The sequence below is a fragment of the Streptomyces armeniacus genome, assembly GCF_003355155.1.
In the GTDB taxonomy this organism is placed as follows: Bacteria; Actinomycetota; Actinomycetes; order Streptomycetales; family Streptomycetaceae; genus Streptomyces; species Streptomyces armeniacus.
Window position 1 is genome coordinate 5,670,404 of sequence record NZ_CP031320.1, and the last position, 21,512, is coordinate 5,691,915.

Consider the following 21,512-nt stretch of genomic DNA (forward strand, 5'->3'; position numbering starts at 1 on the left):
GGGGGCGTCGACCGAGGAACTGTCCCGTACACATGAGGGATTGGTGCGCCGTGAGTCAGATCGTCGTCAAGCGCCCCCCACGGGCCCTGCCGCCGAGCGTGCCCAGCGAGGACTTGACCCTCGAGCCGCCACCCGAACTGCCGCGCGGCCAGCAGGAGGGCATGCTGATGCAGGTCCTGCCCATGCTGGGCATGGGCGGCTCGGTGGTGTTCTTCTTCATGCCCGGCGCGCACCCGTTCATGCGCATCATGGGTCTCGTGATGGTCGCCTCGACGATCGCCATGGTCATTGCGATGGTGGTCCGATTTCGCAGGGGCACACAGGGACAGATGTCTGACATGCGCCGCGACTACCTCAAGTACCTGGCGCAGACGCGGCGGAAGGTACGGAAGACGGCGCGGAAGCAGCGCGACGCGCAGTTCTACCTCCACCCCTCCCCCGAGCAGCTGTGGGCGCTCGTCGCCGAGGGCAGCCGGGTGTGGGAACGGCGGCCGGGCGACGACGACTTCGGGCAGGTGCGGATCGGGCTCTGCGCGCAGCAGCTGGCCACTCCCCTGGTCGCCCCGGAGACCGCGCCCGTGGACGAGCTGGAGCCGCTGACGGCGGGCGCCATGCACCAGTTCCTCGCCACGCACAGCACGCTCGACGGCCTGCCGATGGCCGTCTCGCTGCGCGCCTTCTACCACATGACGGTGAGCGGCGAGCCCGAGTCCGTGCACGGCACGGCCCGCGCCATGGTGGGCTCCCTGGCCTCCCTGCACTCGCCCGACGACCTGGTGATCGCCGTCGTGACGGGCCGCGGTTCGGCGGAGCGGTGGGAGTGGGCGAAGTGGCTGCCGCACGTACAGGCGCCCGGCACGGTGGACGGCGCCGGCACCCGGCGGCTGATTGCTGACGACGCGCTGGAGCTGGAGGGGCTGCTGGTCCCGCGGCTGGAGGGCCGCCCCCGGTTCAACGCGGGCGGGCAGCCGCTGCTGGACCAGCCGCACGTACTGGTGGTGCTGGACGGCGGCGCGACGGTGTCGCCCGGTTCGATGCTGGCGGCGCCGGAGGGGCTGCAGGGCGTGACCGTCGTCGAGGTGGTGCCCGGCGAGATCGACAACCCGCGCGGCGGCCTGTCCGTGACCGTACGGCCCGGCAGCCTGCAGCTCGAGTCGGGCCAGGGCCTGGTGTACGACGGGGAGCCGGACGGGCTGTCCCTGCCTGCGGCCGAGGCGCTCGCCCGCCAGCTGGCGCCGCTGCGCATGGGCACCGGCGGCGATGACGACGAACCGCTGCTGGCGAAGCTGGAGTTCACGGACCTGCTGGGGCTGGGCGACGCGGCGTCCGTGGACGTACGGCGTACGTGGCGGCCGCGTTCGCAGGCGGAACGGCTGCGGGTGCCGATCGGCGTGGGCGAGGACGGGCAGCCGGTCATGCTCGACCTCAAGGAGGCCGCGGAGGACGGCATGGGCCCGCACGGCCTGTGCGTCGGCGCGACCGGCTCCGGCAAGTCGGAGCTGCTGCGCACGCTCGTACTCGGGCTGGCCGTCACGCACTCCTCCGAGACGCTGAACTTCGTTCTCGCGGACTTCAAGGGCGGCGCGACGTTCGCGGGGATGTCGCAGATGCCGCACGTCGCGGCCGTCATCACGAACCTCGCCGACGACCTCACGCTGGTCGACCGGATGGGCGACTCGATCCGCGGCGAGCTCAACCGCCGTCAGGAGATGCTGCGCGACGCGGGCAACTACGCGAACATCAAGGACTACGAGAAGGCGCGGGCCGCGGGCGCGCCGCTGGCCCCGATCGCGTCACTCGTCCTGGTGATCGACGAGTTCAGCGAACTCCTCACGGCCAAGCCCGACTTCATCGACATGTTCATCCAGATCGGCCGCATCGGCCGGTCCCTCGGCGTGCATCTGCTGCTCGCCTCGCAGCGGCTGGAGGAGGGGCGGCTGCGCGGCCTGGAGACGTACCTCTCGTACCGCGTGGGTCTGCGCACCTTCTCCGCCGCGGAATCGCGGGCGGCGCTCGGTGTGCCGGACGCGTACCACCTGCCGTCGGTGCCCGGCTCCGGCTACCTGAAGTTCGGCACGGACGAGATGACCCGCTTCAAGGCGGCGTACGTCTCCGGGGTGTACCGCTCCGGCTCGTCCGACGACGAGTCCGCGTCCGGGCCGCTGCCGCTGAACCGCCGCGCCGTTCCCTTCACCGCGGCGCCCGTGCCCGTACAGCACGTCGAACCGGAGCCCGGCACGCCGGAGCCCGAACCGGCCTCGCCGGGCGAGGACGACGCGCTCGCGGACACCGTCCTGGACGTGGTCGTGCGGCGGCTGGAGGGCCAGGGCACCCCGGCGCACCAGGTGTGGCTGCCGCCGCTGGAGACCGCGCCGCCGCTGGACGAACTGCTGCCGGGGCTCACGCCCGTCGAGAACCGCGGCCTGACCAAGCCCGACTACCCGCGGCTGGGCCAGCTCGTCGTCCCGCTCGGCCTCGTCGACCGGCCCTTCGAGCAGCGCCGCGACCCGCTCTACTGCGACTTCTCCGGCGCCGCGGGCCACATGATGATCCTGGGCGGCCCGCAGTCCGGCAAGTCCACGCTGCTGCGCAGCCTCATCGCGTCCTTCGCGCTCACGCACACGCCCGCCGAAGTGCAGTTCTACGGCCTGGACTTCGGCGGCGGCAGCATGTCCGCGGTGGCCGACCTGCCGCACGTCGGCGGCATCGCCTCCCGGCTGGACCCGGAGCGGGTGCGGCGTACGGTCGCGGAGGTCGCGGGCATCCTCAACCAGCGCGAGGAGTACTTCCGGGCCAACGGCATCGACTCCATCGGCACCTACCGGCGCCGCCGCTCCCGCGGTGAACTCGCCGACCAGCGCTGGGGCGACGTGTTCCTCGTCATCGACGGCTGGGGCAACTTCAAACAGGAGTACGACATGCTGGAGGAGGTCGTCACCAACATGGCGTCGCGCGGCCTCGGTTACGGCGTGCACGTCATCGTCGCGGCCTCGCGCACCATGGAAGTGCGCCCCGCGCTCAAGGACCAGCTGGCGAACCGGCTGGAACTGCGGCTCGGCGACACCATGGACTCCGAGTTCAACCGCAAGGTCGCGGCGAACGTACCCGCCGACGTACCCGGCCGCGGTCAGTCCCCCGAGCAGCTGCACTTCATGACGGCGGTGCCGCGCATCGACGGCGTCGGCTCCGACGACAACCTCTCCGACGCCATGGAGGAGCTCAACCGGGCCGTCGCCGCCGCCTGGCAGGGGCCCGAGGCGCCGGCCGTACGGCTGCTCCCCCGCGACTTCCCGGCGCACCAGCTGCCGAAGGGCGCGGACCACCCGGAGCGCGGCGTCGCGTTCGCCATCGACGAGAACAACCTCGAGCCGGTCTTCGTGGACTTCGAGACCGACCCGTTCTTCCTGATCTTCGGCGAGAGCGAGTCGGGCAAGTCCAACCTGATCCAGCTGCTCGCGAGGCAGATCTCGGAGCGCTACACGCCGGACGAGGCGCGCATCGTCGTCGCCGACTACCGGCGCTCGCTGCTGGGCACCGTCCCCGAGTCGCACATGATCGTGTACGCCGCGATGTCGAACGCGATGGACACCCACATGGCGGCGCTCCAGGGCCTGATGGAGGCCCGCAAGCCGCCGGAGGACGTCACTCCGCAGCAGCTGCGGGACCGCAGCTGGTGGGAGGGGCCGAAGATGTTCGTGATCGTGGACGACTACGAGCTGGTGTCCACCTCCAGCGGCAACCCGCTCGCCGTCCTCACCGACCACCTGCCGTTCGCCCGCGACATCGGCGTCTGCTTCATCATCGCGCGCAGCGCGGCGGGCGCCTCGCGGGCCTCGTTCGAGCCGTTCATGCAGCGCATCAAGGAACTGGGCGCGCAGGGCGTCGTCCTGTCCGGCGACCCGAGCGAGGGCGACATCATCGGCAACGTACGGGCCCGGCCGATGCCGCCCGGCCGCGGCTTCTTCGCCTCGCGGAAGCGGGGGACGCCGCTCGTGCAGCTGGGGCGGATGACGGACTAGCCGTGCGGTGGGGGGGGCCGCCGTACGGGGGTTCCGTACGGAGCGGTGCGGGGCCGCCGTACCGGTCCAACAGGGCCTGGCCGTAACGCCGTTGAATAGGGGTGTGGCCGCGCAGTGGCCCCTGCTTTAATTCGATACGTACACGTGAGTCAGCTGTTGGTCACCAACCGTACGGGGACGGTGGATCACGTTGGTCATGTCATTCGATGAACAGTGGGCCCAGCTGGAAGCCGCGGCCGCGAAGGACCGCTCCGCCGGCATGCAGCTGGCCGGATACGGCCCGGACGCGCACGGGCGGGGCAGCAAGCCGAAACTCAAGGTCACGCCGAGCGTGCTGCGCGAGAAGGCGACCAAGACCGACGAGAACGCCGGCGACTTCATGAAGGCGGACAACAAGACCATGACCGAGACGGGTCAGGTCAAGGCGAGCCTCAAGGGCTTCAAGTCGGCGGCCGCCTTCGACGTGTTCGAGGACCGCTGGAAGGCGCAGATGAAGCATCTTCAGGGGTCGATGAAGGAGGGCGTGGCCGGCGCCCTCCGCAGTGCCGCGGCGAACTTCGAGGCGAGCGACAAGTTCCCGCTCGAAGACGGCGGCAAGGGCAAGGACGGCGGAGACGACAGGGTGCCCCGCTAGGGCCCACGTGCACGGACAGCGCACACGCCACTCATCCTCCGGACACCCAGGAAGCAGACGTGGTCTCTTATCAGCAACTCCTCGACGTCGATCTCGAACCCCTCTCCGAAGCCGTCACCAAATGGGGCAACCTCCCCGGCCAGTTCCGCCAGATAGGCGTCAACTTCTACAACCAGGTGGAAGCGCCGCTGATCAACTCGGACTGGGAAGGCGAAACCGCGGACGCCGCGCGGGAGAAGATCCGCAAGGTGTCGACCCAGTTCGACGAGGCGACGGGGGAAGCCGACGACGTACACAATCTGCTGCAGAGCGCGCACAAGAAGTTCAAGGGCCTGCAGGACAAGCTCAAGGGCTACAAGAAGAGCGTCGACGCCGACAAGAATCTCGACATCGACGGCACCGGGAGAGTCAGCTACAAACCCACCAACCTGGACGAGCTGAGCCCACAGGCACAGGGCATGCAGGCCAAGAACTACAGCCAGGTCACCATGGACTACAACCGGTACATCACCGAGGTCCTGGACCAGGCGACGAAGGCCGACGAACTCCTCGACTGGGCCCTCCGACTCGATCCCAACGGACGCAGCAAGGGATTCACCGACGAGGGCCTCAACAGCATGAACGCCGCGAAGGCCGGACGCGAACTGGCCGTGAAGGACGCGCAGGAGCTCACGAAGCTGGCGTCCATCGACTACCGCGAGCTGACGCCCGAGGAACTCAAACGCACGAACACGCTCCTCGCCAAGCATTCCGGCGACCCGTTCTTCGCCGAGAAGTTCGCCACCGACATGGGCGCGAAGAACACCCTGGCGTTCTGGCAGCGCGTCGCCGACGAGCGGCAGACCGGCGACGCCAAGACGAAGACGACGGCGGACCTCCAGAAGAACCTGAGCCTGACCCTGGCCACCGCCTCGCACTCGGACAGCGCCGCGATGGAGAAGTGGAAGCACGACGCCATCAAGCTCGGCACCCAGCGCTTCGAGGACACGAACTTCGACGTGGGCGGCCGGCCCGCCAAGGGACCGTACGGCTTCCAGATCATGAGCAGCCTGATGCGGTACGGCGAGTACGACAAGGACTTCCTCACCCAGTACGGCAAGGGGTACGGGGAGGGCAAGAACCACGTGCCGGGCCTCATCGAATTCGACAAGAAGGCGTCGAAGAACGGCTCTCTGGACGACTTCTGGCGAGGCGGCGACGACGACCGCTACCAGGCGATGCTCAACCTCGGCCCGGGCGGCGACAACGGGCTGGACCCCATGGCCGGCTACATGGAGGCGCTGGGCCGCAATCCCGAGGCTGCGCAGGATCTCTTCTACCAGAAGGGATTCGAGAACTCCCACGACGTGAAGCCCGACCCGGACCTGCAGTATCTGCTCAAGGACCGGGAATGGGTGAACGACTCCATCGCCGGCGACAAGAAGGCGTACGGCTACGGGGAACTGGGCCACGCCCTGGAGGCCGCCACCCTGGGCCACCCGTACGACCAGCCGGAACTGGGCCTGCACAAGAGCCCGGAGAGCGCCAACGTCATGACGCAGGCGGTGTCGATGGTCGCCGACAACTCGGGCCTGGTGGACGCCAAACCGGGCATCAGCGACAGCATGGCGAGAATGGGCGCGGGCTACATCGACAACCTGAACTGGGCGACGGCCAACCACGGAGATGCGAGCCTCGGCGGCGAGGACACGCGTAACGCCGCCTTCGGATCGCTCGGCGACTCGGACATCAAGGTCGGCAACGAGACGGCCAAGAACTTCCTGTCCGCGGTCGGTCGCGACGAGGGCAGCTACGGCATACTCTCCGCCGCACAGCAGGAGTTCACCACGAGCGCCATCAAGGCACACCCGGAACCGGACAGGGTGCTCACGACGGTGTTCGGTACCGGCGCGGAAACTCACGGCATCCTCGACGAGGCCCGCTCGGACGCCATCATGTCGGACGCCGACGACAGCAAGGAAGAGAAGGCGCGGAAACTCAGCGAGTCCGGCGAGTGGCAGAAGTACACCAAGAGCACCGCCGTCAACACGGGGGCATCGCTCATCCAGGCCCCGTTCGAGGCCGCCCGCGCGGCACCGTTCATCGCCCCGGTCATCGACGCCGGAACGGGAGCGCTGGAGACGGAATCGGGCATCATGATCGACCGGGAGATAGAGCGCCAGCAGAAGGCATTCGACACCAAGGTCGACAGCGACGCGCACGACATGCAGAAGGATTTCGTGGAGAAGAGTCAACGCCGCTCGGTGATCCCCCTTGAGGCATATCTGGCGGCACATCCGGAGGCCAACGACACCGACTGGTACAGCGAAACCAACGAGGAGATCCGCAACGGCTACAACCGAGGCGCGAACGACAGCCGGCTCACCGGCAGCGGCAACTGAACCGGCACGTGCGAAAGGCCCCCCATGGTGACACGCAGGTCCCGCCGTCTCTTCCTCACAGTCTGCGCACTCGTATCGGCACTCACGCTGGCAGGCTGCGGCGGCGACGGGGAGAAGAAGGACGACGCCGAGGCGTCCGACGAGTCAGGGAAGAACAGCAAGGCCGAAATGGTCCGCATGGAGCAGACGTGCGGCGGCGTCTTCGACAAGGAGACCGTGGCAGAGGCGACAAAGCCCCCCGGCCCTGAGCGGGTCCGCCAGGGCAAGGCCGAGGCCCCCTCCGCGGCCGCCGCGGCGCTGACAAAGGAGACCACGTGGGGAACCGGCCACGACCTCTGCGTCCTGCTCGACGGAAAGGGCAATGAGCTGTTGTCCCTCGACGTCGCCTGGGTGGGCCACCGGGTGCCCCATGGCAAGTCCGTCCGCACCATGGTGGGCGAGCCCATCGGAGGCAACGCGGCGATGCTCGAGGTGCGCTGCGAACTGGAAGGCAAGCGGCGCGGAGACAACTACGCCCTCGAATTCGCGCTGCGCGACGAGTTCGCGGTGAGCGCTCATTCTCACGCGAAACTCCTCATCGCCACCGCCAAGAAGGTCACCTCCGCCATGGACTGCCGCGAGCAACCCGACTACCCCGATCCGGAGACGGTCGCGGCGTCTCCGAAGCCGGACGAGAGCACTGGCAAGGTCGCACGCTGAGCCTGCGGCGGGGCACGCTGAAGCCGGCGCGTGGCTCCGCCGTAATAGCTGTTGTGCGCCCCTGAGCAGCCGGGTAGGAAGGATCGCATGACTGCTCTCGGCGCTGTGTTCCGGCCCCAACTGCCCCCCGAACGGCTACGCGACATCGCCCGGACCGCGGACGACGCGGGGCTCGAGCAACTGTGGCTCTGGGAGGACTGCTTCTTCGAGAGCGGCATCGCCAGCGCCGCCGCGGCCCTGGCCTGGACGGAGCGGCTGCGTGTCGGCGTCGGCCTGCTCCCCGTGCCGTTGCGGAACATCGCGCTCGCCACCATGGAGGCCGCGACGCTCAACCGGCTGTTCCCGGAACGCGTACTCCTCGGCTTCGGTCACGGCATCCAGAGCTGGATGGGCCAGGTCGGTGCCCGCGTCGAGTCCCCGATGACGCTCCTGCGCGAGCACCTGGACGCCATGCGCGCGCTGCTGCGGGGCGAACGGGTCACCGTGGACGGCCGGTACGTGAAGCTCGACGGCGTCGTCCTGGACTGGCCCCCGGCGACGGCACCGCCCGTGCTCGCGGGCGCGCGCGGGCCCCGTTCGCTGCGGCTGACCGGCGAGGCGGCGGACGGCACGATCCTCGACGCGGGCGTCCCGCCGGACGGCGTACGCCAGGCCCGCCGGCTCGCGGACGAGGGACGCAAGGCAGCGGGTCGTACGCCCGACGACCACGAGGTGATCGTCTACCTCCTCACCGCCACCGGCCCCGACGCCGCCGCCCGCCTCCAGTCCGAACTGGAGGACTCGGGCGACGCCTCCGTACCCGACCTCGGCGTCGCCGGCGACGCGGCCACGGTCGCGGAGGCTGTCCAGCGCATGGCGGACGCGGGCGCGGACACGGTCATCCTGCAGCCCACGGCGGACGAACCGGACCCGGAAGGCTTCGTCCGCTTCACGGCGGACCAGGTCCGCCCGCTGGTCCCGTAGCGGACCCCCTCGGTATTCCCCCGTACGGGGCGGACGACGGGCCTCCGGCGCGGTGACGCCCGAAGTAATGTGGGCGGAAAGGCCTTGTCGGCACGGTGACTTCACCGCCGTACTCAACGAAGGGAACGTCCGCTCGTGGCAAGTGAGCAGGAGAAGGCGGAGCTGTACGCGATGGACATCTCGGACGCGGTCTGGGAGAGCGCCCCGGACGGCCCGCAGGACGAGCGGGTCGAGATCGCCCACCTCCCGGGCGGCGCCGTCGCGATGCGCAACTCCAAGGACCCGGACACGGTGCTGCGCTACACGGAGGCGGAGTGGCGGGCGTTCGTACTGGGGGCGCGGGACGGGGAGTTCGACCTCGAGCCCTGAGTATTCGTGTGGCAACTGAACAGACCGTCAGCGGCGGAGAAGGTGCCGCCGCTGGCGGCGCCGTTCCATAGCGCAGAGAACCCCGGGGCCCGGAGAACACAGCCCAGACCAAGCCTAGATGGTGTCTCCCTCTCCTCCGCGATCGGTTCGAGGAATCTTCTGAGTCTTGATCAGCAGCTGTTCAGAGAACTCGATGGACGGCGCCTTCGGATGGATCTGGGCAAAAATGTGAAAGATCAAAATGGAGCCGTCATCGTGTGGCGACGGAAAGACAACCGATTCAAGGTAGGCCATCGGCCCTGACTTGTCGGATATCTTCCAGCGCACCCGGTATCCGGACTCTGTGGTGACCACTACCTGCTCGGACTTGGCAACTTCATGCGTGTTGCCTTCGACGCCAAAGCTGTTCTTGAGCTGCTTCTTTACATCTCTCTCGGCAATTTCCTTCAGTGTCATCTTCGTGCCGCGGTCCTCTGAGCTGCGATGGACCGACACTTGACCCCTCGTACACGTGGCTTCCTTGTCGTCCTCGCAGGGATGCAGCCCGGTCTCGATCGTGTCTCCGCCAGCGGCGTTCGGTGTTGATTGCTCCCAACCATCAAGGATCGGCAGTTTGATACCCGAGGTGGGATTCACCTCCTGCTCTGCCGGCTCCGAACCCGGTGTCTCCAGACCGGGACGCGGTCCGCCACTCGCCGGCGCGCTCGACTTCTTCGAAGGAGCGGGCTTCGCGTTATCGTCCGAGCTGTTGTCGTCGTCGCCGCCGCCGAACAGCAGCATCGCGCCCACGGCGAGACCGGCACCGGCAATCACGCTGCCCGCCACAATGCCGATGACCCGGCCACGTGAAGAGCGGTCGCCGCTTCCCGCGGCAGCGGGAACAGACGGGCCGGGTGCCGAGGGTGGCGTCTGGACGGGAATCGGGGGCGGCATCTGAGGCGGCTGGGCGCCCATTTCAGGCGTAACGGGCCGAGTGTGGGCCGTCCAATTGGCGCCGTCCCACCAGCGTTCTCGAGCGGACCCGCCGCCATACGCCGGGTGCTCCGAATCGCGGTACCACCCAGGGGGCGTCGACATACTCATGACATGCACACTACCGTACGTCGTCGAGCGATTTCGGAGAGGTATTAGCGCGCCTCTGGGCGGACACGTGAATTGCGCACGTGTCCGCCCAGAGGCGTTGCCCATATGAGGTTGTGAGCAGCGACGTTCAGAAGTCGAACTGCTGCGCCGCCTTCTTGTCCGTGCGCTGGTAGCCTCCGGCTGCGCCGTGCACGGCCTGCGAGAGGGCGCGAAGAGTGCTCGTGAGCCCCTTGACGTTGGTGTCCCAGCCCGCGTGCTTGGCGTTGTAGGCAGCCTTGGCGTCACCGTCCCAGGTGCCGACTACCTTCGCCACACGGGCGTTGAGAGCCTCGAGTTCACCCTCGATCGTCGTCGCGGCGCTGTTGATGTCGTCCGCAGCAGCGGTGACCGTCCCGTAGGTGATCTTGATGGTCATCTAAGTCTCCTGCCGTACTAGCGAGCGGTCGGGGTGGTGTTCACGCCGCTGAAGTCACTGATCGGGCTCTGGTTCTCGATCTTCTTGAAGTTCTCCATCTGATCGACTTCCTCGCGCGTGAATCCGCCCTTGGCCGCCTGGAGCGCCTCCTCCATCATCTGGAGCTTTGCGTCCAGACTCCGGGCGTACTCGTTCGCCTTGCGCTGCGTCTGGTCGAACGACTTGTGCGCCTCGCCCTGCCAAGCAGCCTCGATCGCGTCCACTACCGCGTTCAGGTTACTGATCTTGCTCTTCAGGGTCTGCTGCATCTTCTGCACGTCGGTGATGAGCGCCTGAAGTTGCTGATCGTCAAACTGCAGATTGGCCACTTTGTTCCTCCTTCAGTCTGTTTGCTCTTGCCTGCTGACCTGGCGTCGAAGTGCACGTGTGCGACACCAGCCGCCGACTATCTCCGGCGCATACGCACGAAGGCGAAAGCACCAACTGCAAGGACAGCCACTGCAGCCCCCGTTCCGAGGATCAGCCCCAGCTTGCTGTCGTCGTCCGACTCTGTCGAGTCAGCCACGTTTACCTTGTCGGCCGCACCCTTGTCATCGTTGTTTCCGCTCCCGGTTGAGGGAGACGTGGATGGGGACTCGCCTGGTTCCGGGATGTCGAGCGGGTGCTTGCCCGGGTCCCCCGGGTCGCCCTTGCCCTTCAGGAGAACGTCGTTGGGGCGCACGACGCCGTAACCGACGCGTGTGCTGGGGACCTTGCCATCCTTGGGCTTGCCGGCGGTCTCCATCATGACGCGCAGAACCTGGTTGGCGGTCCAGTCCTTGTGCTTGGACCAGATGAGAGCCGCGGAGGCGGAGGCGAGCGCGGTGGCCTGGCTTGTCCCGTACCCCCCGGTGCAGTAGCGGTCGAACTGCCCCGGGCACCAGCCAGGTAGATTCTTCCCTGGGGCAGCCAAATCGACGTAACCCCCATGCTGAGAGAACTCGGTAGCCTTGGCGGACTCGTCAACTGCGGCTACGGCAACAGCTTCTTCCAGCGACGCCGGGTACAGGCTTTTGTTCTTGCCGTCGCCATCGTTACCAACACCGGCGAATACCAGCTTGCCCTTGCCGACTGCATACTTCACCGCATCTTGGAGGTGTGGAGTGTAGTACTCACTCGCAAAGGAGAGGTTGATGATCTGAGCCTCGCTGTCCGCAGCGGCTCGGATGGATTCATCGATATTTCCGCTCTTTGACCAGTCAACCGTCTGGCCCTTCTTCTTGAGAGCCGCTCGGATAGAGATGATCTTGGCGTCAGGCGCCAGCCCTTTGATCCCGGCACCGTCACCAGTTCCCGCGATCAGCTCAGCCATGGTCGTACCGTGGCTGTCAGGGTCGACGTTCTCGTCACCGGGCTCATTGGAAGTGTCTTTACCAGGGAGAACCTGGCCCCGGAGGGAGGGAGTCGAATCATTGACTCCTGTGTCAACCACGGCCACCTTCATACCCTTTCCCGTGCTGACCTTCCACATCTCCTCGGCCTGCATGGCTTCCAGGTACCACTGTTCCGGCCCGGTGTCGGCAGCGGCGGCAGGAGCCAGGCCCGCGAGGCTGACTGTGAGCGCACCGGTGATTGCCAGCGAGGGAAGGAGACTTCGGCACCTGCGCCGCCGCGACGATGTCTCCCTGCCTCGCCTGAGTCCTGCCGTCATCACTGCTCTCTCGTCGGGGGCTATTCGACAACGGGCGGGGCGCTGTCGCGCCGCCCGGTGGTCCATGTCTCTTCGTCTTCGACCAAGTAGTCCGGCCGCTGAGAGTCGTTGCGTTCCCGGTCGCGGCCGTTCGGGGTCTGGCCGCGCGGCGCCATCCCTATGGCGTTGCTGCCTGCTCCGCCACCGCGGACCAGGCCCGTACCGCCAGGGGTGAATGCCCTGCCCGTTTGACCGCCCGCAGCCGCCCGCGGGGTGCCGACGATGCCGCCCGGTGTGGATGCGAGCCTGCGGGCGGAAGAGTTGCCCGCACCTCCGCCCGTGGGGCCCATGTTGCCCATACCCATGCCCATCGGGCCGCGACCCATCGGCGTACGTCCCGGCTGATCGTTACCCACGACCAGCCCTCTGGGCACGCGAGACTCGCCCGTGGTCGTACGGGGGTTGGGCTGGCCACCGTAGATTCCGCTGCGGCCCGTCGGCTGCGGCGAGACCGGGCGGCCCACCGGACCTGTTGGGCCAGTGGTGGTGGGGCGGCCGACCGGGCCCGTGGTCGGGCCGGTGGTGGTGGGGCGGCCGACCGGACCGGGCGGTCCCGTCGGACGACCCACGGGGCCAGTGGGGCCGGTCTTGGTCGGTCCTGTGGAGCGCGGGTTGCCCGTGATGCTGGGGCCCTTGGGCCCAACCGGACGCGCCGGCGGCATGTTCGACACGGGCCCCACCGGGGTGGGATTCGCCGGGCCCGGACCAGGACCCGGCTGGGTCACCGGCCGCGAGGTTGGTTCCGTGGTGTTGGGCGCAGGCGGCGACTGCACGCTGTCGATCTCGGTGCCGACCTGCTGGTCGGGCATAGCCCCAACCGGTTGCGACGGCACGGTGCCGGGCTGACCCGCCGGGACAGGCGCGCCCGGCTGCCCACTGGCGTCTGACACACCGCTGAAGCCCTCGGCCCCAGTAGCAGTGATGCCTGACTGTCCCACGGACGGCTGGCTTGACCCGTAGCCGCCCACGATCGGGTCTCCCGCTATCGGCGGCGGCTTCGGCACACCAACGGCGGGCGGCATCGGCTTGAACACCGGCGGGCTCTCCGCCGCCAGCGTCTCGTGCGACACCTGGTAGTACGAGCTGAGCTTGGTCATCTGGATGATGGCTTCTTGGCGGTTCTGCTCCCGCTTGGCGTCAGCCTTCTGCGCCTTGACGAACTCCGGGTTGGTCTCCACCTGAGCCGGTGACTTGATGTCTTTCACCGTGGGGCCGGTGCCGTCGTCCTTCGGGGGCATGGAGTTCCTGACCATGGCCAGGCCCATTCCCGCGGCCTTGATCTGCGTGCTCGCCGAACCGGTGTATGTGCCCAGCTTCTTGGTGTTGTTGGCGAGGTCCTTGCCCCACTCTCGGAACGCCGTCCCGGCTTCGCCTTCCCAGTCGACGCCCTCGATGTGTTTGAAGAGGTCGACGCCGAGTTCTTCGATCTTTCCCGAAGCCGTGAAGAGGGCGTCACCCACGGCTTCCAGGTCGCCCGGATTGGCATTGTCGACCATGTCGACCAGGTCGTTGAGATCGAAACCTTCGAACGAGGTCTTACTGAAGCCGGGTGGTGCCTTGTCGAAGCCGAACCCGAAAACGGACCCCATCACTCTTCGAACATCGGTCATGGCGTTCTGAACCGCGGGGAGCACATCCTCCGGAGGCGGTTCTTCGTTTTTGCCAGTCACTCGATGTCCCTCCCCTCAACGGAAAACGCTCGGTCACTCGCCATCGCTGAAGCCCTCGGTCTCGCCGTCCGAGCCGGCGGGCTTCGCGTCCTTCTCCCCGCGCAGTGCGGCCTGATCGCGCTTCTGCTGCTCGTAGCGCTCGTGTGCCCTCGTCTGGATCTCCCAGAAGCGGCGCTTCACATCGTCCTCGAGGCTGTCGAAGCCGTTCTTCGCGCCCTGGACCGCGATGCCCATCGCCTCGATCTGGTCCCTGAGCGTCTGCGAGAGCGTGGTGAGCAGGGTGTGCACGCGGTTGTACTGCGTCGAGAGGGAGTCGGCCTCATTCAGGCCGCCGGCGCCGAACGACGTCCGGGGGATTACCTGCTCGGACATCTTGCCTTTGCCCGCAGCGGAAGTCTCGAGTTCCGTGATGATGTTGTCGACGCGCGTTTTGAATGTCTGGAGGTCGCCAGCCTGGACCTTCAGGTCCTTGGTCGGAACCCCGCCGTACATTGGCGCCCTCATCAGGCTCCCCCTCCACCCGTGGCGATCATCGCGATGCTCAGATGTCCCAAGACACTCTAGCCACTCGCTTCTGCTGTTCCAACTGCAAACCAGCGGAGGTGACTTGGGCCACCCGGCACGTTCACCCGCCGGATACCCGCACCCTCTCGCTGTCAACCCGTGGTCTGCAACAGGCGGGATTCATCCTGTCGACAGCCTGACCACAGAGCAACCTGCCGACTCGCCCACGGCCCGTTTTGCCCGGCTTTGACTTGCCAACGGGCCGTCAACGTAAGGGTTCTGTGACAGTTACTCACTCACCGTGCGCCGCCGCCAGTCCCGGTAGACCAGCGAGCCGCCCCCGATCACGCCGACCAGCACGACGCCGCCGATGAGTACGTAGGTGCCCAGACGCTCGTTCCGCTCCTGGGTCGTCTCGCCTAGCTGGAGCTTTGCTGGTGTGGGGGGCTTTGCCTTGCTGACGCCCTCCTTCGGCGCCGGCCGGTCCACCGGTTCGTCGTCCTCCGTCAGCGCGCGTACGGGGTCGATGACGCCCCAGCCCACATGCCGGTCGTGGCCCGCGATCGAGCGTTCAGCGGTCTGTTCGAGCTGGGCGACGATCTGGTGTGCCTTCCACTTCGGGTGTTCGGCGCGCAGCAGGGCGGCGACGCCGGCGACGTACGGGGCGGAGAAACTGGTGCCGTTGTCCGAGCAGTGGCCGTCGCCGGGGACCGTGGAGACCATGTCGACGCCGGGTGCGGCGATCCCGACGAACTCGCCGGACTGGGAGAACGGCGCCCGCTCGTTGTTGCGGTCGGAGGAGGCGACGGCGAGGACGCCCTCGTACGACGCCGGGTAGGTCTTCTTGTCGTCGCCGTCGAGGCCGTCGTTGCCGGCCGAGGCGACCACGACGATTTCCCGGGCGAGTGCCTTGTCCACCGCGACCTTGAGTGCGGATTCCGGTTTCAGGGCTTCCGCCGTGTCCTGCGAGATGTTGATGACGTCCGCGCCCGCCTTGACGGCGTAGTCGATGGAACTGGCGAGGGTGGCGGCGGTGCCGCCGCCCTCGCCGTCGTTCTGCTGGATCGGGATGATGGTCGACTCCGGGGCGAGGCCGACGAAGCCGGTCCTCGAGTCGGGCCGGGCGGCGATGATGCCGGCGACCTTCGTGCCGTGCCCGACCACGTCGGTGGTGCCGTCCTCCTTGCCGCGCTTCTGCGTCTCGCCGTCCTCGTCCTTCTTGGGCTTCTTCGGCAGGAAGTTCTTACCGGCCTTGGTGTCGACTGCACCCTTCAGCTGCGGGTGCTTCACGTCCACTCCGGTGTCGATGACGGCGACCTTGACGCCCTTGCCCCGGGTGTCCTGCCAGAGCTGGTCGAGGAGCACTCGTTTGAGTGACCACGGCCGTTCCTTGTACGGCTTCGCCGGGAACGTGCACTGCCCGCTGTCCGCCGCCGCGGGCGGGGCCCCCACGAGCGTCCCGAGCCCCGTCAGCGCCGTGAGCCCGAGCACCGCCGCCACCGCGAGCGCCGTACGGGTCGCACGGGCCGCACGGGCCGTACGGCCTCCCCACGTACGGCCGCCGCCCGCACGGCAGCCCTCCCCACGCGCCGCGCCGGTCCGCTGCCTCATCGCCGCTCCTCCCCCTTCCCCGGCTCAGGAGCCCTGCGGCTGCTGGGCCGCGCCCGTGCTCAACCGCGGCCCCGTGGGCAGGAACTGGGACCATTCCGACGGCACCAGGACCGGTTTCGCGTCCTGGTAACCGAGCCGGATCTGCGCCTTGTTGCCCTCTTCCTGCGCCTGCTCTTCCTGCTTCTTGTCAGAGCCGATGTCCGACTTGTCCTTGCCGCTGTCGCTGTTGCCCTGCACCGCGTAGCGCAGCCCCGTGTCGGTCACCAGGAAGATCCCGCCGGACTTGGTCGACTCGCCCTTCACCTGCCGGAACAGCAGCCCGGTGCCGGGCGAGACGTACGCGCTGGTGGCGCCGTTGGGCAGGACCGCGGGGTAGTCGTCGCTCACCCAGGTGCTCAGCGTGGGGCGGGCGTTCTTGTCCACGCCGCGCAGCACGTTGCAGAGGGTGTCCCGGCCGCTGCCCGCCTTGTTGACGGTGACGGCCTCGTCGTCGGGCCAGTCGAGGTTGCCGCCGTACGCCTCGTCGCCGGGCGAGATCGCGGCGGAGCTCACGTCGGTGGGCCGGCCGTGCTGCCCGAGCGGGATGGCCTCCTTGCTGTTGAGCAGGAGCTTCGCCATGAAGTCGGTGACCGGCCTGACCTGGCCGCGCAGAACGACGTAGTGCTGCGGCCCGTCGCCGGTCTGCGCCCGGAGGACCATGCCGACCTTGTTCACGTTCGCGTCCAGGCCGTCGCCCGCGCCGGCAGGATCGCCGATGCCCGTGACGCTGGGGAACTCGATCTCCTGGCCCTTCCTGAGGGTGGACAGCCAGTCCGAAGTGACCTTCTGCGGCTCGTCCCTGGTCTCCCCGCCCACGACGGTGAGCAGCAGGTTCGGGTCGCGTTCGATGGGGTACGCGGTGCCACTGCGGTCGACGAGGTACAGATCGTCGTCCGGCCCCTCGACGTACATCACGTCGCCTCCGCGCAGCCGGTTCCTGCCCTCGACCTTGTCCTTCTCCTCGTCGGAGAGGACGAACGCGGCCTTCTGCACGGTCTCGCCCTGCCCGCCCGGCTGCGTGCACACGGCCCAGCGCTTCTCCTCCGAGGCCTCGCCGGCGTCGGGCAGCCGGTCGGGCGCGTACGGGATGCCGAGGGTGGCGCCGTGCGGTATGTCGCCGTTGTCGAGGGTCTTCTCGTCGACCTTGACGATCTCGAACTTGTCCGGGTCGAGGAGGAGTTTGCCGGAGGCGAGGTTCAGCACGGGGTGCAGCTGCTTCTTGCCGTCGTCGTCCTCCAGGACGACGTAGCGGGTGGTCGAGTCGCTGCCGATGATGACCTTCTGGCCCGGCTCGTCCCAGCCCTCCGGCGCCTTGGGCTTGAACATGCCCCACGCGCCGAATCCCGCCATGATCACCACCCCGATGATCAGTCCCGGGACCACCGCGCGCAGCGGGCGCGGCGCACCCTCTTCCGTACCGCTGGGGGTGGGCTGGAGGAACGCCGCGAGCAACCGCTTCTTCGCGAAGGTGTAGGCATTGAGCTCGTCCCGCCGTGATGCCATGTCTTGCTGCCTCTCCCCACTGGTCCCCGCCGACCGGTCCCAGGAACTCCCGGTCCCCGCCACTGATACCCGATTGTCGGACCGGCCCCCTACTATGCCGGTAGACGATCCTCCTGCGCTGCTCCGGTAGGGTGATCGACCGGTCAGCGCCCGTGAAAACCAGGGCGATTTCGGACATGAGGGGGCTTTGCGGCGATGGGCACTGCGACGCGCAGCCAGGGCTCCGCAGCCCGGTCCGGCAGCCCCGGTGCGAACGGTCCCGATGCCGTGGCGAACGGCTCGCGGCCACGCGCCCCCGCGTCCACGGCGCTGCGCACCGAGTCGCGTACGAGCCGGGTGGGGCCGTTCCAGCTGCAACAGCTCGTGCTGATCGAGCTGGCGCTCGCGGCGCTCGTGATCGGCGCCGCGATCGACAAGCTGATGCTGGTGCCGGCGGGCGTGGTCGCCGCCGGGCTGGTGCTGTTCGCGCTGATGCGCCGGCACCAGCGGTCGATACGGGACTGGCTGTCCACCGTGCTGGAGCTGCGGGCCCGCAGACGGCAGTCGGCGCTGCCGCTGACCGAGCGGGTGGACGCGAGCCTGGCTCCGGCGGTCGAGTGCGCGCCGGGGCTGCGGACGTACGCGTTCGTCGACCGGAACCGGCGCACCGTCGGCATGATCGGCGACGGCAGCTTCCTGACCGCCGTGGTGCGGATAGAGGCGGGAGACAGGGCGCTGCGCCCGGCGTTCGGCGCCCGCGCGCTGCCGCTGGCGCTGCTGCACGGCGCGCTCGAAGTGGACGGCATACGGCTGGAGTCGGTGCAGCTGGTGCAGCACGTGCAGCCGGCGCCCGCACCGCATCTGCCCGAGCAGGCGGTGGCCAGGCGGAGTTACGCACCGCTGCAGGAGCAGACGGGCGCGCCCGCGCTGCGGCTGACCTGGGTGGCGCTGAAGCTCGATCCGGAGCTGTGCCGGGAGGCGGTCGAGGCGCGCGGCGGCGGGCTCGGCGGCGCGCAGCGCGCGCTGCTGCGTACGGCCGACCAGCTGGCGAGCCGGATCACCGGCGCGGGCTTCCGCGCCACGCTGCTGAACGAGGAGGAGCTGGTCGCCGCCGTGGCCACGTCCGCGTGCGTCAATCCCATCGCCACCGCGCGGGCCAGCCAGCCCGACGCCCCGCCCGTGCGGCGTACGGCCGAGACGCCGCGCGCCTGGCGCTGCGACGACCGCTGGCACACCACGTACGGCGTGGGCCGCTGGCCGGAGCTCGGGCGGGCGGCGACGCCGCTGCCGCGGCTGGTCTCGCTGCTGACCGCGGTCCCCGCGCTCACGACCACGTTCAGCCTCACGCTGGGCCGCGGTGTGCGCCGCCAGTCGGTGGCCGTCAGCGGGCACGTGCGGGTCACCGGGCGTTCGGACACAGAGCTGACGGCGGCGCGGCGCCATCTGGAACAGGCCGCGCGCGGCGCCAAGGTGGGCCTCATACGGCTGGACCGGGAGCAACTGCCCGGTGTGCTGGCCACGCTGCCGCTGGGGGGTGCGCGCTGATGGCGTCCGGCATCCGGCATCTGCAGGGGCTGCGCGGCCCGCGCCGCGCCCATCACGCGCTGCCCGCCGACCACTTGGCCGCCCTGTCGCTGCCGATCGGCGACGACGGTGTGGTCGTCGGCAACGACGCGGAGGGCCGCCCGCAGGTGCTCGGCTTCCACCACCCGGTGCCGTACGACGTGGTGCTGGTCGGCGGTCTGTGGACCGCACAGGTGCTGGCGCTGCGTACGGCGGGCACGGGCGCGCGGGTCGCCGTCGAGACGGGGCGGCAGCAGGCGTGGACCAACATGGTGCAGGCTGCCGGCGGCGGCCTCGAGTGCATCACGTTGCACGACGTCGGCCGCGTGCCGCCGCTGGGGGCGACCGTCGGCAGCCCGGTGCTGGTGGTGCGGGACTGCGGCATGCGCCCGCCGCGCGGCCGGGTCGCCTCGGCGCCCTGGCAGTCGGTGCTGACGCTGCTGCCGTATCTGAGTCCGGTGGCGCCGCGGCTGCTTCGCGGCGCGGCGCTGGTGGGCATCCAGCGGGTGTCGCCGGACGAGGCGCGGCAGATCGGCCGGGTCATGTCGCTGCCCGCCGCCGACGTGGAGGCGCTGTCCACGCTGGGCGAGGGCGTCACCCTGTGGTGCACCCGCCGGGACCGGCACTATTCGCTGACGCAGCCGACCGACGCGGAGTCGGGGCTGCTGGGCACGCCGCGCCGGGTGGACTGACCGGGCGGACCGGCCGCCAAGGGCGGCGCGCCGCCCGCCTCACTCGAAGGCGGTGAGCATGAACTTCTCGCTGCCGCCCAGCGATTCGTACCCGGTGAAGAACTGCCCCCGGTCGAAGTAGACGGAGATCGGGGTGCCCGGCCAGCCGTACGCCTCCAGCTCCGTCTCGCTCTGGCTGTCGGGATGCCGCTGGTACAGCGAGCTCTCCCCGTTCTCCGGCGTGAAGCGGCGCAGCTGCCCGCCGCTCTCCCGGGTGGGCTCCACGTACACGATGAGGTTGCCGCCGTCCACGCCGACCGGCAGCCCGGAGCGCTTCGTGCCCACCGGCCGCGACCACTTGATGCGCCCGTCGGAGAGGTCGAACGCCACGATCTTGTTCTCCCGCCAGTCGTCGGCCAGGGAGCCGCTGCTGCGCACGCTGTCCGTCGGCAGATAGAGCGTGTCGTGGGCGACTACGGCGGCGTTGCAGCCGTAGTCGGCGTACGTGCAGTTGGGAAGGTACTTCCTCTTCGGCACGTCGTCGTCCGGGCTGGTGTTGCCCGTCACGATGGAGACGCGGGAGCGGAGCTTCCCCTTCTCGTCCAGGGTGATGAACTCGCTCTCGATGTAGTGCGTGTCGTAGCCGAGCCCGATCACCACCGGAGCCTTGGACGCGAAGAACATCGGCTTCTTGCCCGCGGGCACCGCCCAGCTCCAGTGCGTGCTCCCGCCGTCCGGGTCGAGCCGCCGCACCTCGTACGAGGTCGTTCCGCCGCTCTCCTTGAACACCGTGGCCAGCAGGCTGTCGTCGCCCGCCAGATACTGCACCTGCCAGCCGCCGGACAGCTTCCGCTGCCACTGCTCCTCGCCGTCGGCGGCGCCGTACGCGGTCAGTCGGCCGTCGTGCCCGACGATCACGGACTCGTCGGTACGGGCGGTGATGGCCCACTCGACCTTGTCGCCGTTGGCGTACTTGGCGGGCAGGTCCTTCGTCCACGTCTGCTTGTGGCTGCGCGTGTCGACGGCGGTGAGCTTGTTGCAGACTCCCCCGGACTCGTAGGTGAGGACGATGAAGCCGCCTTTGGGGCCCGTACGGCTGCCGCAGATGTCGCCGGGGAACGCGACCTTCCACCGGACGTCGCCCTTCTCCCGCCCATACGCCTTGATCTCCTTGAGCTCCGGCTTGATCACGGAGTCCCCGTTGAACCAGATCCCGGGCGACTCCGATGCCTGGTGGTCGACGATCTTCCCCTTCGGCGCGGGCGCCTGCCAGGCGATGCTGCTGACCTTCTTGTGCGCGTACTCGGGCTTGGGCGGCGCGGACGGCTTCCCCTTCGACTCGCCGCCACCGCCCCCGCCGTCGTCACCCGGGGCGAACACCAGCCATCCGCCGCCCGCGAGGAGCGCCGCCACCACGGCGGTCACGACGGCCGCCATCACACCCCTGCGCCGTCCGCCCGGCCCACCCGGCCCGCCCGGAGGCCGCGGCGGCAGCGTGGGCGGGGCGGGCGGCATGCCCGGCACCGCGGGCTGCTGCCCGCCCGCGTACGGGTTCGGGCCCTGCCAGCCGGGCTGGGGCGGCGGGTTGTACGGCGGGTGGTACGGGGTGTTGTCCGGGCCGTTGGGGGCGGGCGGTTGTGTCATGACAGGCGGTGAACTCCGGTTTCGGGAAGCGCGCGG

At 68.9% G+C, this 21,512-nt stretch carries 17 protein-coding genes and 1 pseudogene; 8 read left to right on the forward strand and 10 right to left on the reverse strand.

Going from position 1 to position 21,512, the window contains the following annotated elements:
• The first annotated feature begins 50 nt into the window (after nucleotides 1-50).
• The 6 genes from eccCa to DVA86_RS24700 all read left to right on the forward strand — a co-directional run bounded on the left by eccCa (nucleotide 51) and on the right by DVA86_RS24700 (nucleotide 9,065).
• On the forward strand, nucleotides 51-4,019 hold the full coding sequence (eccCa, locus tag DVA86_RS24675) for a type VII secretion protein EccCa (RefSeq protein ID WP_208881535.1): 3,969 nt from the start codon (nucleotides 51-53) through the stop codon (nucleotides 4,017-4,019).
• A gap of 196 nt (nucleotides 4,020-4,215) precedes the next feature.
• On the forward strand, nucleotides 4,216-4,653 hold the full coding sequence (locus tag DVA86_RS24680) for a type VII secretion target (RefSeq protein ID WP_208881537.1): 438 nt from the start codon (nucleotides 4,216-4,218) through the stop codon (nucleotides 4,651-4,653).
• Between the two features lie 59 nt (nucleotides 4,654-4,712).
• Nucleotides 4,713-7,034 (forward strand): hypothetical protein, encoded by a 2,322-nt coding sequence (locus DVA86_RS24685; protein WP_208881539.1) that lies wholly within the window; start codon nucleotides 4,713-4,715, stop codon nucleotides 7,032-7,034.
• A gap of 24 nt (nucleotides 7,035-7,058) precedes the next feature.
• Nucleotides 7,059-7,733, forward strand: coding sequence for a hypothetical protein (locus DVA86_RS24690; RefSeq protein ID WP_208881541.1), 675 nt, complete (start codon nucleotides 7,059-7,061; stop codon nucleotides 7,731-7,733).
• A gap of 87 nt (nucleotides 7,734-7,820) precedes the next feature.
• On the forward strand, nucleotides 7,821-8,696 hold the full coding sequence (locus tag DVA86_RS24695; protein WP_208881543.1) for an LLM class flavin-dependent oxidoreductase: 876 nt from the start codon (nucleotides 7,821-7,823) through the stop codon (nucleotides 8,694-8,696).
• A 171-nt stretch (nucleotides 8,697-8,867) separates the two neighbouring features.
• Entirely contained in the window at nucleotides 8,868-9,065 is a 198-nt protein-coding gene (locus DVA86_RS24700; protein ID WP_425470999.1) for a DUF397 domain-containing protein, read from the forward strand.
• A gap of 114 nt (nucleotides 9,066-9,179) precedes the next feature.
• Here DVA86_RS24700 and DVA86_RS24705 read toward each other — a convergent pair whose 3' ends face one another.
• The 9 genes and pseudogenes from DVA86_RS24705 to eccB all read right to left on the reverse strand — a co-directional run bounded on the left by DVA86_RS24705 (nucleotide 9,180) and on the right by eccB (nucleotide 17,619).
• The gene (locus DVA86_RS24705) at nucleotides 9,180-9,998 is read right to left on the reverse strand and encodes a hypothetical protein (protein ID WP_245997081.1); all 819 of its coding nucleotides are present in this window, start codon (nucleotides 9,996-9,998) and stop codon (nucleotides 9,180-9,182) included.
• Nucleotides 9,999-10,034: 36 nt separating this feature from the next.
• A pseudogene (locus DVA86_RS36320) lies at nucleotides 10,035-10,253 on the reverse strand (DUF2510 domain-containing protein); the annotation flags it as partial.
• A 22-nt stretch (nucleotides 10,254-10,275) separates the two neighbouring features.
• Nucleotides 10,276-10,563, reverse strand: a complete 288-nt coding sequence (locus tag DVA86_RS24710; protein WP_208881547.1) for a WXG100 family type VII secretion target — start codon at nucleotides 10,561-10,563, stop codon at nucleotides 10,276-10,278.
• A 17-nt stretch (nucleotides 10,564-10,580) separates the two neighbouring features.
• Nucleotides 10,581-10,931, reverse strand: coding sequence for a WXG100 family type VII secretion target (locus DVA86_RS24715; RefSeq protein ID WP_208881549.1), 351 nt, complete (start codon nucleotides 10,929-10,931; stop codon nucleotides 10,581-10,583).
• A 77-nt stretch (nucleotides 10,932-11,008) separates the two neighbouring features.
• Nucleotides 11,009-12,088, reverse strand: coding sequence for a S8 family serine peptidase (locus DVA86_RS24720; RefSeq protein WP_245997083.1), 1,080 nt, complete (start codon nucleotides 12,086-12,088; stop codon nucleotides 11,009-11,011).
• A gap of 185 nt (nucleotides 12,089-12,273) precedes the next feature.
• Nucleotides 12,274-13,962: a hypothetical protein gene (locus tag DVA86_RS24725; protein WP_208881552.1), complete on the reverse strand. Its 1,689-nt coding sequence runs from the start codon at nucleotides 13,960-13,962 to the stop codon at nucleotides 12,274-12,276.
• Nucleotides 13,963-13,995: 33 nt separating this feature from the next.
• Nucleotides 13,996-14,454, reverse strand: coding sequence for a hypothetical protein (locus DVA86_RS24730; RefSeq protein WP_208881553.1), 459 nt, complete (start codon nucleotides 14,452-14,454; stop codon nucleotides 13,996-13,998).
• Between the two features lie 300 nt (nucleotides 14,455-14,754).
• Entirely contained in the window at nucleotides 14,755-16,077 is a 1,323-nt protein-coding gene (mycP, locus tag DVA86_RS24735) for a type VII secretion-associated serine protease mycosin (RefSeq protein WP_208881554.1), read from the reverse strand.
• A gap of 24 nt (nucleotides 16,078-16,101) precedes the next feature.
• On the reverse strand, nucleotides 16,102-17,619 hold the full coding sequence (gene eccB / locus DVA86_RS24740) for a type VII secretion protein EccB (protein ID WP_208881556.1): 1,518 nt from the start codon (nucleotides 17,617-17,619) through the stop codon (nucleotides 16,102-16,104).
• Nucleotides 17,620-17,814: 195 nt separating this feature from the next.
• Between eccB and eccE the strand changes: the two genes are divergently transcribed.
• Together eccE and DVA86_RS24750 are read left to right on the forward strand one after the other, a co-directional pair.
• The gene (eccE, locus tag DVA86_RS24745) at nucleotides 17,815-19,143 is read left to right on the forward strand and encodes a type VII secretion protein EccE (RefSeq protein WP_208881557.1); all 1,329 of its coding nucleotides are present in this window, start codon (nucleotides 17,815-17,817) and stop codon (nucleotides 19,141-19,143) included.
• The gene (locus DVA86_RS24750; protein ID WP_208881559.1) at nucleotides 19,143-19,853 is read left to right on the forward strand and encodes a hypothetical protein; all 711 of its coding nucleotides are present in this window, start codon (nucleotides 19,143-19,145) and stop codon (nucleotides 19,851-19,853) included. Before eccE ends, DVA86_RS24750 begins: the two co-directional genes overlap by 1 nt.
• A 39-nt stretch (nucleotides 19,854-19,892) precedes the next feature.
• Here DVA86_RS24750 and DVA86_RS24755 read toward each other — a convergent pair whose 3' ends face one another.
• Complete coding sequence (locus tag DVA86_RS24755) at nucleotides 19,893-21,476, reverse strand: outer membrane protein assembly factor BamB family protein (protein ID WP_208881561.1); 1,584 nt, start codon at nucleotides 21,474-21,476, stop codon at nucleotides 19,893-19,895.
• Nucleotides 21,477-21,512: the final 36 nt, after the last annotated feature.